The sequence below is a fragment of the Coleofasciculus sp. F4-SAH-05 genome, from assembly GCF_040222985.1.
GTDB classification, from domain to species: domain Bacteria; phylum Cyanobacteriota; class Cyanobacteriia; order Cyanobacteriales; family Coleofasciculaceae; genus Coleofasciculus; species Coleofasciculus chthonoplastes.
Genome location: NZ_JAVKBY010000249.1, coordinates 1 through 13,707, shown reverse-complemented (window position 1 = coordinate 13,707; position 13,707 = coordinate 1). Strand labels below are relative to the sequence as shown.

Below are 13,707 nucleotides of genomic sequence, written 5' to 3'. Positions count from 1 at the left end.
TAATTTAACGATTAATAGATTCAATGCCACTAATTTTAATAAGAAAGAAAAATCAAAAAAAGACAAGCTAAACCTGGGAATGACTAATCGGCAAGAAATTCAGCTTTTTTGCAGCTATAAATTAAGCAAAGAGTTGGGATTTAAAATATTTTTTAATAGAGAGAATTGAAACTCGCAAAAAAACGGTTTTGATCAGCAAAGATTTTGCTTTTATTGTGGTATATTTTTTGAAAATGAAAACCCCCTGCTACAGATAGAGGCTTTGCGTAAGTTCTATTGAATAAGTTTAATGTGATATTCACTGGACATGGTAATTCTCCTAATCGGGTATTGCCAACCAGGGTTAGTAGCCCTTACTACCAACCCCGCATCCACCAACTCGGCGTTATCCGGCAAAATCTTCCCTTCCTCGCCACTTGGACAAGTTAATAGGGCATTAATTAGCTTTAGATAGGCGTCGCGGCGTTGTTCATTCATGAGGCTTTAAAAGGCACAAGGCAGGATAATTCTCTTGTTTATGGTATTGCGAATTCAGGTTAATGCTTCTGTAGGGGCAACCCGCTTGCACCAATGAAAACGGCATCTATCTAATTTTATCGGGTTGCCCTTTACTTCTGGCAAGTTTCGTGGATACTACAGAAAGTTTCCTTAACCCACTCGTTCTAATAGCAGCGCCTGGGTGTCTCGCAACTCAAACGATCGCAGATCACTCACCTCCAATCCCGGAGACGCGATCGCAATCTGCCATTCGTCCAAATCCAGTTGCAGCCAGTCTCCCAGCGTCACCGTAATTGGATCACCACCCATGTGAGACACCATCGCCATCTGATACGGCGTTTCACTCGCCCCCTCCTCTGTGGGTTGACTCCGTAAGCCATAGAAAAGGGTGTAGTTATCCTCACTAATTCGATTAAACCGATCCAACCTCGATAAATTATGGCGCAACCAAGGATGATCATGACGGAAACGACGCAACGCTAAATTAAACGCCGCTAATTCTGGCACCAAATACTCCTCATAATTCCACACATTACAAGCTTGGTGCATATCTTCCATAAACGCCCTGGCAAATACCTTCAGCTTTCCGACATCCAACTCCGTCAACACCTGGGATTTTTCCGGTACATTCAGCTTCTGTAATTGCGCCGCTGATTTCCGCTGCGTTGCTTCCTGTTTAACTTCCTCTTTCTCCGACTCCGCCCCCAGATAACGCTGACATAAACGTGCCACTTCTTCTAAATCGTAATTCGTTTCTTCAATGGCGTCATAAAGTCCGCGCATAAACTGACGTAATTCATCAATTTTGCGAAATCCCATTTGCTTGAGTCGGGGAAAAATATGGTCTTGGTCATTATAAACATACTTTTCCACCTGCCAATCCAAAAATCCCGCTTCTTCCGCTGCTACTTTCACCCCATAGCGATCATCGGTATTGCGGAAAAAGCCCCAGGCTGCTTCCATGGTGCAGTTAATAAAGTCCATTGGTAAACCGGGACTAAACCCATACACCCATAACGTTACGGCTGGATTATTATACGCCGTATTCAACACTTCCGGTAAACTTTTACCCAAATTCCAATTAATTGGTAATCCGGGTTCGACTTGCGTTCCTCGACGTAACGTGTCATGGTTTCCACACCCGGTAATCCAGTTTTCACCAACCTGCATCACCTCACAAACCCGACGCCATTTCTTATCCCAAAACTTCTGCAAACCGGGGGTATTGTGGGCAAAAATTAAGGGACTCCACTGAAACGCATCGGGCATAAATTCAACAATATCTCGATAAGTGGAAATCTCTTCCCACCCTTCAGCGGGCCACGGGCGTCCATCCTCAAAAATAGCAAAGAGTCGCCGCTGGTGCGACCCAATGTCTTGCACCACTTCGCCCATGTCTCTGAGATAGGCATCATCATATTCCACCCGCCCCGATAGAGGATTAAAAAACTTAAAATCTTGGGCACCATCCACGCGAATCCCATCAACGCCAAAATTATTTTTCCGCCGCTGCATTTCTAACAAAATTGCCCGCACAACAGGGTTTTGATGGTTCACATCTTGACCGTACATATTCGGTCCTTTCAGGAATCGTCCATTCAGGACATCTAACGCCTGGTTATCCCCATGACCATAAACAATATCAAGGATGACTTGTATTGGACCTGTGGGGAACGTGTGGAGTGTACTAATAAACTCCACTAATTCATCCGGACGCAGGGTTTCCAGGACGGAGGGATTCGTTGCTGAAGACCCAAAGATAACGATATCATAGCCCCAGTTTTGGATATCCGGTTTTTTCAGGGTGATTTTAATATCCTCGGTTTCGTAATCCACCTGTTCGGTTTCCGGGTCGATTTCGTCTAGGTCATCTTCATTGAAGATAAAAAACCCTTGCCCCAAATCATGTTCCATCCGATATTCTACCGTGGGTTCAATGGGGAGAAGTTGCACCGCATCATAGCCGATGTAACATTGTTCGGCTGGGGTTAAAGCGTCATTGGCGTTGATTTTTTCCGCAATCCGTTGATAGATTCGGGTTAATCCTGCCAGCGTCCCTTCTTTAGCGGCGGTGGTGATATGAATCTGTAAAATATTACGCGGTGGATGAACGCTAATTATCCCTGATTCATCGGCGTCCCCTTGACCTAGATACTCCAAGTCGCTGCGTTTTTCTTGTAACTGATTTAGGTCATAGAGTTCGGCGGGGGCGTAGACGCCATAAGGTAAGGAATAGGCTAAAACATCGCCAATGGTTTGGATTTCATTCTGGAAATCTAAGTATTTTAGCCAATAGAAGGAACCCATTTGGTCTTTGGTTCCGGGACGCATTCCGGAAACGACGCCCCAGAAATATTCGCCTTGTTTTTCCAGTTGGAGGTGTTCCCGATGAACTTTGACCTTTTGGTTGGGTAAGGTGGGGTCAATTTTGTTAAGCGGGGTGAGAACTTCCAGATAAATGTTCTTGGGTTGGAACATATCTGCGGCGAGTTCGGGTGCCCAGAAGCCTATTTCTGTGAGTCCATCGGCACGGTAATGGGCACCGAGGCGGGTGGCTAATGTTTTGGCTTTGTTGAAGATTGTGTCGTCGGATTGTTGAACGCTATCTGCCCAATCGAGGATTTTTTGGGTTTCGTCGGTGATTAAGGTTATGGGTGTTCTTTTGGTTGCGGTTTTTGTCATGTTTCTCTGGTAGTTAATCAACAAAAGATTCGTTTTTGTCCCGTAAGCGGTGGCAGATTTTTTCAACGCAGAGGGACGCAGAGGTTCGCGCAGAGGGGCGCAGAGGGTTTTGGGGTAAGGATGCATGGCTGTGCGCCCACTGTCTGCTAATTATGTTCGCGAACTTCTCCTATTTTTACGGGCAATGGGATGCTGTCACAATGAACGATGAACTATGAACTATTGTGACTTCAATTTCAGCATCAAAACGCCCAAGGGAGGTAGGCATAAATCAAGGTAATGAGACCAGCGAGGATGAGACCATTCCCCTGTCCAGCGACCGCCCATATTCCCTAGATTGCTACCGCCGTAATCTTCAGCATCGCTGTTCAAGATTTCAGCATAGAAACCGGGTTCGGGAACACCTACCCAATAGTTGGCATGGGGTTGAGGGGTAAAGTTACAGACAGTGACGATAAAGTCATCCGAGTCTTTTGCTTTGCGAATAAAGGAGACGACACTATTGTCAGCATCGTTACAGTCAATCCACTCAAACCCTTCATGAGAAAAGTCTTGGCTATAGAGGGCGGGTTCATTTTGGTAAAGGTGATTCAAATCCGCCATAAACCGCTTCAGTTGTTGGTGGGGTGTATGTTGCAACGCGCCCCAATCTAAGTCTGCCCAAGCATTCCACTCATTCCGTTGCCCAAATTCCATGCCCATAAATAGGGTTTTCTTGCCGGGATGGGTGTACATGTAGGCGTATAAGCAGCGGAGATTGGCAAATTTCTGCCAGTCATCTCCTGGCATTTTATTCAGCAGGTTGCCTTTCCCGTGGACAACTTCATCATGGGATAGCGCCAGCATGAAGTTTTCGCTGAAGGCGTACATGATGCTGAAGGTGACGCTATTTTGGTGGTAGGGACGATATAGGGGATCTTTAGCAAAATAGTCCAGCATATCGTGCATCCAGCCCATGTTCCACTTGAAGCTGAAGCCTAAGCCGCCTAAATAGGTGGGACGAGAGACGAGGGGCCAAGCGGTGGATTCTTCGGCAATGGAGAGGATGCCGGGATAGTAGCCGAATATCTGATAATTCAGATACCGCAAAAAGTCGGCGGCTTCTAGGTTTTCGTTGCCCCCGTACTGATTGGGAATCCATTCCCCATCTTTGCGATCGTAGTCCAGATACAGCATAGATGCCACCGCATCCACGCGAATCCCGTCAATATGATATCGGTCAAACCAAAATAGGGCGTTGGCTATCAGAAAGTTGCGAACTTCATTCCGGGCATAGTTGAAAACTAAGGTTCCCCATTCCTTATGTTCCCCTTTGCGAGGATCAGCGTGTTCGTACAGGTGAGTACCATCAAAGAAGGCTAACCCATGCCTGTCTTTGGGAAAATGACCGGGAACCCAATCCACAATCACGCCAATATCATTTTGGTGACATTGGTCGATGAAATACATTAAATCTTGGGGAGTCCCATACCGGGAGGTGCAGGTGTAGTATCCTGCCACCTGATACCCCCAAGACCCATCATAAGGGTGTTCGGCAACGGGGAGGAGTTCGACGTGGGTGAATCCCAGTTCTTTGACATAAGGAATCAGTCGTTCGGCTAATTCCCGATAGGTAAGGAAGCGTCCCTCGGGTTTCTGGGAGACTTTCACCACAGGGCGAGTTTCCCCATCGGGTAATTCGGGTGGAGTCTCGGCACTCTCATGCAACCATGAACCCAAGTGAACCTCATACACAGAAATGGGTTGTTCTTGGGGGTCAGTATGGCGACGGCGTTCTAGCCAGTCTTCGTCGTGCCAAGTGTAGTCTAGGCTATTGACAATTGACGCGGTTTGGGGTCTAATTTCTTGCTCAAAGCCGTAGGGGTCGGACTTGTGATAGATATGTCCGACGTGGTTTTTTACTTCGTACTTATAGTGTTCTCCGACGCCAATTTCCGGGATAAACAGTTGCCAAATCCCGTTCCCAAGTTGGCGCATCTGATGTTCGCGTCCATCCCAGTTATTGAAATCACCGATAACGGAAACATTACGGGCGTTCGGTGCCCAGACTGCAAAGTGAACCCCTTGGACGCCATTAAATTCAGTGGGGTGAGCGCCTAATTTTTCGTAAATGCGATGATGATTTCCTTCGGCAAATAGGTGAGTATCAAAATCCGTCAAACGCGGCGAGCGAAAGGCGTAGGGATCATAGACTACCCGTTCATGTTCGCCTTCTTTGATCCGCAGTTGATAGTTGGCTAACTCGGGTATATCAATCTCACATTCAAATAAATGAGGATGACTGACAGCCTGCATTGGGTATTCTTCCCGTTCGGTGGGACGAATCACCCAAGCGGCATCGGCTTTCGGCAGGTAAGCCCGCACAACCCAGCTTGTTTTACCATCCCGTTCAATGGGATGAGACCCAAGGATTTCAAACGGATCATGGTGTCGATTGCTCACAATCCGGTCGATTTGGTCTGGGGAAATGGTTATTGTCATGGCGTTACCTAATTTAACTTCCCAGACTTAATAGTAATCAAGATTTCTCGAATGGAACAATTTGACGGTGGTGTAGGGGCGGGTTTCACTATTATCGTTTCGGTTTCACAAAAGATGCGACTAAACCCGCCCCGACTGAAGGGCGACCCGAGTCAATTGAGTGGACACAGTTGTTGATTAGTGCAAGCGGGTCGCCCCTACAGAAGTTTCGTCACAACCGGGCTACGGATCTAACTTAGGCAAACTGATGATATAGCGATCGGCTGACCACTTTGATGGATAATTTCTAAATATTCTTTCTGTTTGTCAGTGAGTTCACCATAAATTTGGCGATTGAGAACACAAGCCATGCCCATAATTGAAGTTAATGGAGTTCGCAGTTCTTGGGTTAGATGTGTGAGCAGTTGCAGCTAGTTGATCAGTTGTCAGGAAACCCAACCAACCTATAGAGCGAAGCGAAGGGTCAAAACTCAACACTCCCCCAATCCCCTTAAATGGCAAACTGGAAATAATGCAAGTCCAGAACTTTCTCACTCGTTATCGCCAAGGAGACCGTGATTTTGCCCAGGTTGACCTGAGTGGTGTTAACCTCAAGGGGGCAGATTTGCGGACGATTAACTTAAGTGGGGCTAACCTGACAAATGCCAACCTTAGTTGGACCTCCCTTGACTACGCTAATCTCAATGGTGCTTGTCTGCATCAGGCAGATTTACACAACGCGATCCTAAAACATAGTAATCTTAACCAAGCCATCTTGACCCGTGTAAATCTCAGCAAGGTGGATGGGCAATCCGCTAGTCTTTGCCAAGCTAATTTAAGTTGGGTAGAAGCCCCCTATTGTAACTTGAGTGGTGCAAATCTCCAGGCAGCCCAGTTGAATCATAGTAATCTTACAGGGGCTATCCTGGATAAAACTCAGCTTATTAGCACACAGTTAATGGCGGCTAATCTCTACCAAGCCAGTCTCATTGCTGCCAATCTTACCACAGCCAACCTGCGGGAAGTTCTATTAGAGAAAGCCAATTTACAAGACGCGATATTAGTCGGTGCGACATTAACCGAAGCTAACCTGCGTCAGGCTTGTTTGCGTTGTGCCAACCTTACTCAGGCGGAACTCTATCGAGCTATTTTAACCGATGCCGATCTCAGTGAAGTCACAGGCGATCGCGTAAATTTGAGTCGGGCAAATCTGATGGGGGCGTATTTACTCAGAGCGAGCTTCGTTGGCGCTAATTTGCGACGCACGGTTCTACAGAATGTCTATTGTTTACAGACGAATTTGACAGGGGCTAATCTGCAAGGGGCAGATTTACGACAGGCTGATTTAAGTGGGGCTTATTTAAACGAAACGATTTTAACTGAGGCAAATTTAACCGATGCCTATTTGATTGGCAGCTATTTAATTCGCCCCAAACTTGAGCAAGCCCAACTCACTGGATGCTGTATCCACAACTGGCATTTAGAAGAGGTAGATTTGACAAACGTGAATTGTCGCTACCTATTTACCCAGTTTAATTGGGAAACGAAAACGCCGAATAAACGCTATCCGCCTACAGGTGATTTGATACCGGGACAACTGAGTCAAGAGAAAATGACTGATTGGCTCTTAATCGAGGTTACTTTCTCGGAGATGCCAAATAGAGAGGTATTGGTATTTACCCTCGCCCAAGTGGAACAGGAATATCCTGATCTAAAACTGTCGCTGAAAGCCTTGAGTAAACAATTTGATCACTATATCCTGCACCTATCGGCAAAAACAGGAGTCAATCCCCAAGCGGTGAATCAACGTATCCTGGAACTTTATCCCCAGATGTACCAGCGTTTTGCCCATTACCGTCACAGAATTTGGCAATTGCTAGAGATAGACAAGTCGGGAGCCTCCCAGCTCAACTCGTCGTTAAATTCTGCTAACTCACCCAATCCAACTCAAGTTTTAGCCAATAATCGCCGCCGTATCTATCAGGAAGTTATTCATCAAATCCAACAAATTATTCTATTCCAGCCGCCTGATAAATGCGCCGAAGGTATACAGCGACTGTTGGATTTTTTACGTCAACAGAATATTCCCACCCAAGATATTGTGCCAAAAATCATTCGTCAAGCCATGCTCAGGCGGGCGAAACGCGATCCTTTATTTCAAACCCAGTTATTGGCATGGAAAAAAACGGCGGATCAAGCGACTCGTATGTCTTTAACCGGGCAAGCTATGCATGGCGCGATCGCTCTTATCCTGTCTCAAGTCCAGCCTCCTTAGATAACTGTCCCTGACTTAAGTACAAATTAGGGCGTGTTGCCAAAACCGGAAACCCTAAAAAATAAAGCTTTTGTATAAGGAAAAGCTTAACTAACACTTGACAAATAAGCGAATTTTCAGTAAAAGAATAACCATTCTTAGGTGATAGAGCTGGTAAAGTTTTTTAAACATTCAACAGTTCTGGATGGAGAATAGAGCAAATTCTGTTAAAGTTCTGTGATCAGTGGGTAATCCCCTCTCTGTATCGTGTGTCAGGAACCCCACCGCTATAAGCCGGGGGCTTGGAATTTAGCCCGTACCTGACCAGCCTAAGTGCCTAGCGCACTACGTTAACGGCAAGAGTTAAAGTTCCTACCTTGGGATGCGTTCGCGTAGCGTTCGCGTAGCGCGTAAGCCAGTCCCATGCTCTAGAACCAAGTGGTTAAACAGGTTTACAAGGGTTAAGCCAGTGCTGCTTGGAAAGTACCGACCGTTAACATTGGCGAGGCTAACGTCACCCCAGAAATGGGAGTTAGGGGCAACCATACCCCACCCCTATGCGTACAGGTTGAACGTAGAGACGCGCCATGGCGCGTCTCTACACTGCCCAAGCGAAAGGTGAATGCAATACATCGAACGCGGTAAGTACATCCAAGGCGGTAGGGGTTTCAACTTTACATCGCAGTCGTGTACTAAACTCTTAATCAGTGTAGCTGCCGTTTCTTAAGGAGATTAGTCCATTGCCTCGTCGCTACCTATTTACGTCCGAATCAGTTACAGAAGGTCATCCCGATAAAATCTGTGATCAGATTTCCGATACGATCTTAGATGCTCTACTCACCCAAGACAACCGCAGTCGTGTTGCAGCAGAAGTGGTAGTTAATACCGGATTGGTCTTGATTACGGGTGAAATTACCTCCAAAGCCAATGTAAACTACGTTGATATAGCCCGTAAAAAAATTGCTGAAATTGGCTATACCGACGCCGATAACGGCTTCTGTGCCAATAGCTGTTCCGTCTTAGTCGCCCTGGATGAACAATCTCCAGATATTTCTCAAGGTGTCACCACCGCCCAGGAAACGCGAGAAAAGTTGAGTGACGATGAACTCGATGCTATTGGTGCCGGAGATCAAGGGTTGATGTTTGGTTTTGCCTGCAACGAAACCCCAGAACTCATGCCCATGCCCCTGAGTCTGGCACATCGCTTGTCTCGGCAGTTAACCGCAGTCCGTAAGTCAGGACAGTTGCCTTACCTGCGTCCCGATGGCAAAACTCAAGTTACGGTAATCTACGAAGATGGCAAACCCATCGGCATTGATACCATCTTAATCTCGACCCAACACACCGCCACCATTGGTGAGATTACCGAGGAAGCGGCTGTGCGAGACAAAATTAAAGACGACCTTTGGTCAGCTGTGGTTGAACCCACCTTTGGAGATATTGAGATTAAGCCCGATAATAATACCCGTTTCTTAGTCAACCCCACCGGTAAATTTGTGATTGGTGGACCCCAAGGCGATTCAGGTCTCACCGGACGTAAAATTATTATTGATACCTACGGTGGCTATTCCCGTCACGGCGGCGGGGCATTTTCGGGCAAAGACCCCACCAAGGTAGACCGTTCGGCAGCCTATGCTTGTCGTTATGTTGCCAAAAATATTGTGGCAGCAGGTTTAGCCGAAAAGTGCGAAGTTCAGCTCAGTTATGCCATTGGTGTTGCTAGACCCGTCAGTATTATGGTGGAAACCTTTGGTACGGGTAAAGTTGAAGAAGACAAATTGCTAGAACTGGTAAAACAGCATTTTGAACTGCGTCCAGCAGGGATTATTCAAGCCTTTAATCTGCTGGAACTCCCTAAATTAAGAGGGGGTCGCTTCTATCAAGATGTCGCGGCTTATGGGCATTTTGGACGTCCTAATTTGGATTTGCCTTGGGAACATACGGATAAAGCGGAACTACTTAAAGAAGCCCTCAAACCATCGTTAGCCAGCGTGTAAGCCGATTAATTTAATAGTTAGATCCCCGACTTCTTCAAGAAGTCGGGGATCTGAAGAAGTTGGGGATCTGAATAATCGTGCGAATCGATTTTAATCTCTCTATCAAAAAAGATTTCCATCTATTGATAGATGCATCTTGACAACGTTTTCACTAGCTTGAGAGTGAGAATTAAAGAAAAGAAGGACAAGTTAAAGTATGGCAGCTTCAAATCCGCTCAAAGGCACTGATTTAGTTGATTGTGCTAAAGCGAACGCCAAACAGGGACCCGAAACAGCAGCGAAACTCTGTGGCTACGGAGACGATATCTCAACCTTTACAGCGGAACTCAAGAAAGCCTGTGAGGGTATGGGTATCGAAATTGATCAAGTCAGCGATTTAATGACTGAGCAGCAGGCTCGAATTAAAGGTGACACTGAAGTGATTGCTCCAGAAACCCCAACTAACCTTTAAATAGGTGAGGACGTTTCAAGTTAACGGTGGGGATTGTCATTTGTCATTCGTCATTTGTCATTCGTCATTTGTCATTTGTCATTTGTCATTTGTCATTCGTCATATTCGCTCCCCAAAAAAAGCAAGCTACGTCTGATTATAAAGATTGTGAAGTACACACGCCATTTATTATGGTAAGGGCACGATATTATCGTGCCCCTACAGGTAGCTCTGCCCCCTTGCATCTCTAAACCTTCGCCGCTTCTGCAAAGCGAATCTTAAGATAATCTTCCTCAATCTTGGCACCAGCAGGTTTCAGTGCAGCTAAGGCTTGCGGGAGGACAAGATTGCGGCGGTGATTGCCAATCCGTACATTTAGCTCATCCCCAGTTTTATTCAATTGGATATGGTCTTTCGGTATACCGGGTAGATACAGTTCTAAGCTATATTCGTTTTGGTTTTGGACAACCCGAATTGTGTTTTCCTGGTAGTAAACCTGAGTGGGATCTTCGTCTGCATACAAGGTTTGTTTGAGTCGTTCTAGCGCCTCAAGTCCGCACATCTCTTCCGCAAAGAGGGGAACTTCTTTAACCGGAAGCGGACTAAAGTTTTGGTGGATTTCCTGGCGATATTCTTGCTGATGTTCTTTCCAATGTTGGAAGAAGGGATCGGTTACTTCGTCGGGGATAATCCGATTGGCAACGACTAAATCTGTAGAAACATTGTACAAGCTGAGGTAGGCGTGGGCGCGGAGGGATTCTTTAATCACCATTTTTTCGGGATTGGTGATTAAGCGGACTGAGGTTTTGGTGTTATCGGTAAGGACTTTTTCGAGCTGTTCAATTTGCTCGTAGAATTCATAGGGAGCGTCCATCACCTCATTATCGGGTAAAGAAAATCCCGCGATGGGTTTGAATATAGGTTCAACCAGGGGTCTCAACGCCACAGACATTTTTTGCAGGGGTTTATAAAAGCGGCGCATATACCAACCCCCGACTTCCGGTAAGCTGAGGAGTCGCAGGGCGGTTCCCGTGGGTGCTGAATCGATAATTAGCACGTCGTACTCCCCTTCGTCGTAGTGACGCTTCATCCGCACCAGACCGAAAATTTCATCCATTCCCGGAAGAATCGCTAACTCTTCCGCCTGCACCCCTTCGAGTCCTCGTGCTTGCAGTACCTGGGTAATATAGCGCTTCACCGCACCCCAATTTCCTTCCAATTCCATCAGCGCATCCAGTTCCGCCCCCCAAAGATGAGGACGGACGAGTCGGGGTTCGTGACTGAGTTCCAGGTCGAAACTATCGGCGAGGGAATGAGCGGGATCTGTACTCAGCACTAAGGTTTTATACCCTAATTCGGCACAACGCAGACCTGTGGCTGCGGCTACGGAGGTTTTACCGACTCCGCCTTTGCCTGTCATTAAAATTACTCGCATAGATAATTCCGCTCACCTGAGAAACCTTTACATTTATTCACTGTATCGGGTTTTCAGCGAAACAGTTGCTTGAGAACATCCAAACGGGGGATATCCCAATAATCGATATGGGAAGAAATTAGTCCATCTGCATTTAGACGTAATTCGCTCCAACCGGGGATAGAAGTTCGTGGTTTCCAGGGGAGGGGTGTTGTCCAGCTTAGAGTCCAGCGCGTTTTGATGGTATCGCCGGATTGGGAAATGTCATGCAGGTCAAGTTGGGGATTGATGAACCAGGTTTGGATGAATCCAATCATTTGTTTGTAGCGATTAAGTCCCCGGAATTCGTTAAGTGGGTCTTTGAAAAAAACATCGTTGGCGTAGATACTGTAGGTTTGGTCAACGGGAAAGCGTTGATAGTCCTGTTTGAGGATTTCAAGAATGTCTCTATTCGTCATTTATGGGTAATCATTTGTAATTGGTTTCAACGATACCATAGGTAAGTTGACACAATGAAAGTGGTTCTTCTAACCTGTTTTGCTCTATTCACCTTAATTCTGCTAGCTCGGAATTTTAATCAGGTGCTGCAACAGTTCATTAATCCCCCCAGTCCAGATCAGGTGGAAATCAGTCGCGCTGGTGTAACTTTAAGAGTAGGCATCGCGTGGTTCAACAGACCAATGATTACCAACGGGATGTATTTAATGGAGATTTGGGTGTAATCACGGCGATTGATACTACCGAACAGGAGGTTAAGGTAGAGTATCAAGGGCGAATGGTTACCTGGACATAAATTATTAGGACTTACACAAAGGCTCTAGATGTAGTGGACTGACACAGCTAAAAGTGTGGAATAGATTTATGTTTAAATCGGGCGCACGCCGTGCGCCCCTACAATGCTAATCCACCATTTTAACTGTGCCACGCCGCTATCGTGTGTTAGCGTCGCGTAAGCTGTCATGCATTTAAATTGGGTATTAGTAGCAGTGCGCTCTAGCGTAGTTACAGTACAAGTGATCTAAAAGCCTCCTGATAAAGCCTCCATTTCTAATGTGTAAACATACAAGCGCTCAGTGCTATAGTAGCGAGCAAGATGCTCGCACTACAAGGATTTTACCATTATTGATATTAAGATTTAAATGCCGAACAGCTTAACGCACCTTAACCAATATGTTTGAAAAGTTCACTATGGACGTTTTGCCGACTCGGTGCAACTCTCTAATAGTTCAGACAGTTGCTCATTATTGATTCATTCTGCTGGTCGAATAGTACAATCAATCAGAACCAAACATTGTTTAATTTTATTAAAATAAAAACCAAAAACCTGGAGAATAAGGGAAACTATCAAGCATAGCGATTACAGGGTGTTGAACCAATGAAATCAGCTCGGTTGTGCTGGCGTTGCTTATCCGTCTTACTGTCTCTGTGCCAAGGTATACTTTTAGGTATCGCTTCACTGGTGGTTGATTCTCCGGTCTTGGCGCAGCCGATTACCCCAGCAGACGGTACGGGGACAATTATCACACCGGATGGCAACCGCATCGACATTTCCGGTGGGAGTCTGTCTGGGGATGGCAAAAACCTTTTCCACAGTTTCCAGCAGTTTGGCTTAAATCCCAACCAAATCGCCAATTTTTTAGCCAATCCTAATTTAAATAATATCCTCAGTAGCGTCACAGGTGGTGACGCCTCTGTGATTAACGGCTTAATTCAGGTAACAGGCGGCAATCCTAACTTATATTTAATGAATCCAGCTGGGATTATTTTTGGTTCAAATGCCCAATTAAACGTCCCCGGTGACTTTATCGCCACCACCGCCGACGCTATCGGTTTTGGCGATGGCAATTGGTTTAATGCTATGGGTGGGAATGATTATCACAACTTAGTCGGAACCCCCAACCAATTTGCCTTTGATGGAACAGAGGCGGGAAGTATTGTTAATGCAGGGGATTTAGCCGTATCAGAAGGGAAA

The 13,707-nt window shown here is 46.1% G+C and carries 11 protein-coding genes and 1 pseudogene; 6 read left to right on the top strand and 6 right to left on the bottom strand.

Annotated features, from left to right (window positions below):
• Positions 1-273: 273 nt before the first annotated feature.
• From RIG27_RS30430 to RIG27_RS30415, 4 genes and pseudogenes are all read right to left on the bottom strand, one after another.
• Entirely contained in the window at positions 274-477 is a 204-nt protein-coding gene (locus RIG27_RS30430) for a hypothetical protein (protein ID WP_446350835.1), read from the bottom strand.
• A 171-nt stretch (positions 478-648) separates the two neighbouring features.
• Positions 649-3,180: a glucosylglycerol hydrolase gene (gene gghA / locus RIG27_RS30425; RefSeq protein ID WP_446350836.1), complete on the bottom strand. Its 2,532-nt coding sequence runs from the start codon at positions 3,178-3,180 to the stop codon at positions 649-651.
• Positions 3,181-3,399: 219 nt separating this feature from the next.
• The gene (glgB, locus tag RIG27_RS30420) at positions 3,400-5,661 is read right to left on the bottom strand and encodes a 1,4-alpha-glucan branching protein GlgB (RefSeq protein ID WP_446350834.1); all 2,262 of its coding nucleotides are present in this window, start codon (positions 5,659-5,661) and stop codon (positions 3,400-3,402) included.
• A gap of 263 nt (positions 5,662-5,924) precedes the next feature.
• Positions 5,925-6,071, bottom strand: a pseudogene (locus tag RIG27_RS30415) (histidine kinase dimerization/phospho-acceptor domain-containing protein); the annotation flags it as partial.
• A gap of 101 nt (positions 6,072-6,172) precedes the next feature.
• Between RIG27_RS30415 and RIG27_RS30410 the strand changes: the two are divergent.
• From RIG27_RS30410 to RIG27_RS30395, 4 genes are all read left to right on the top strand, one after another.
• Positions 6,173-7,915, top strand: a complete 1,743-nt coding sequence (locus tag RIG27_RS30410; protein WP_446350833.1) for a pentapeptide repeat-containing protein — start codon at positions 6,173-6,175, stop codon at positions 7,913-7,915.
• A gap of 719 nt (positions 7,916-8,634) precedes the next feature.
• Positions 8,635-9,891, top strand: a complete 1,257-nt coding sequence (gene metK, locus RIG27_RS30405; RefSeq protein ID WP_446350832.1) for a methionine adenosyltransferase — start codon at positions 8,635-8,637, stop codon at positions 9,889-9,891.
• Positions 9,892-10,087: 196 nt separating this feature from the next.
• On the top strand, positions 10,088-10,342 hold the full coding sequence (locus RIG27_RS30400) for a hypothetical protein (RefSeq protein WP_006101696.1): 255 nt from the start codon (positions 10,088-10,090) through the stop codon (positions 10,340-10,342).
• Between the two features lie 4 nt (positions 10,343-10,346).
• The gene (locus RIG27_RS30395; RefSeq protein WP_446350831.1) at positions 10,347-10,478 is read left to right on the top strand and encodes a hypothetical protein; all 132 of its coding nucleotides are present in this window, start codon (positions 10,347-10,349) and stop codon (positions 10,476-10,478) included.
• A 90-nt stretch (positions 10,479-10,568) separates the two neighbouring features.
• On the opposite strand, the gene RIG27_RS30390 is transcribed toward RIG27_RS30395, so the two are convergent.
• Together RIG27_RS30390 and RIG27_RS30385 are read right to left on the bottom strand one after the other, a co-directional pair.
• Positions 10,569-11,756 (bottom strand): TRC40/GET3/ArsA family transport-energizing ATPase, encoded by a 1,188-nt coding sequence (locus RIG27_RS30390; protein WP_446350830.1) that lies wholly within the window; start codon positions 11,754-11,756, stop codon positions 10,569-10,571.
• A gap of 53 nt (positions 11,757-11,809) precedes the next feature.
• On the bottom strand, positions 11,810-12,193 hold the full coding sequence (locus tag RIG27_RS30385; protein WP_446350829.1) for a DUF2358 domain-containing protein: 384 nt from the start codon (positions 12,191-12,193) through the stop codon (positions 11,810-11,812).
• Positions 12,194-12,399: 206 nt separating this feature from the next.
• Here RIG27_RS30385 and RIG27_RS30380 point away from each other — a divergent pair, with 206 nt between their 5' ends.
• Positions 12,400-12,528, top strand: a complete 129-nt coding sequence (locus RIG27_RS30380) for a hypothetical protein (protein WP_446340114.1) — start codon at positions 12,400-12,402, stop codon at positions 12,526-12,528.
• Between the two features lie 582 nt (positions 12,529-13,110).
• Positions 13,111-13,707: filamentous hemagglutinin N-terminal domain-containing protein (locus tag RIG27_RS30375; protein WP_446350828.1), on the top strand; the 597-nt coding region annotated here is incomplete at its 3' end.

Bases quoted from the DNA above. Each gene is read 5' to 3' on its own strand.
- RIG27_RS30430 (WP_446350835.1), bottom strand. From the start codon at position 477: ATGAATGAACAACGCCGCGACGCCTATCTAAAGCTAATTAATGCCCTA.
- gghA (WP_446350836.1), bottom strand. From the start codon at position 3,180: ATGACAAAAACCGCAACCAAAAGAACACCCATAACCTTAATCACCGAC.
- glgB (WP_446350834.1), bottom strand. From the start codon at position 5,661: ATGACAATAACCATTTCCCCAGACCAAATCGACCGGATTGTGAGCAAT.
- RIG27_RS30410 (WP_446350833.1), top strand. From the start codon at position 6,173: ATGCAAGTCCAGAACTTTCTCACTCGTTATCGCCAAGGAGACCGTGAT.
- RIG27_RS30400 (WP_006101696.1), top strand. From the start codon at position 10,088: ATGGCAGCTTCAAATCCGCTCAAAGGCACTGATTTAGTTGATTGTGCT.
- RIG27_RS30390 (WP_446350830.1), bottom strand. From the start codon at position 11,756: ATGCGAGTAATTTTAATGACAGGCAAAGGCGGAGTCGGTAAAACCTCC.
- RIG27_RS30385 (WP_446350829.1), bottom strand. From the start codon at position 12,193: ATGACGAATAGAGACATTCTTGAAATCCTCAAACAGGACTATCAACGC.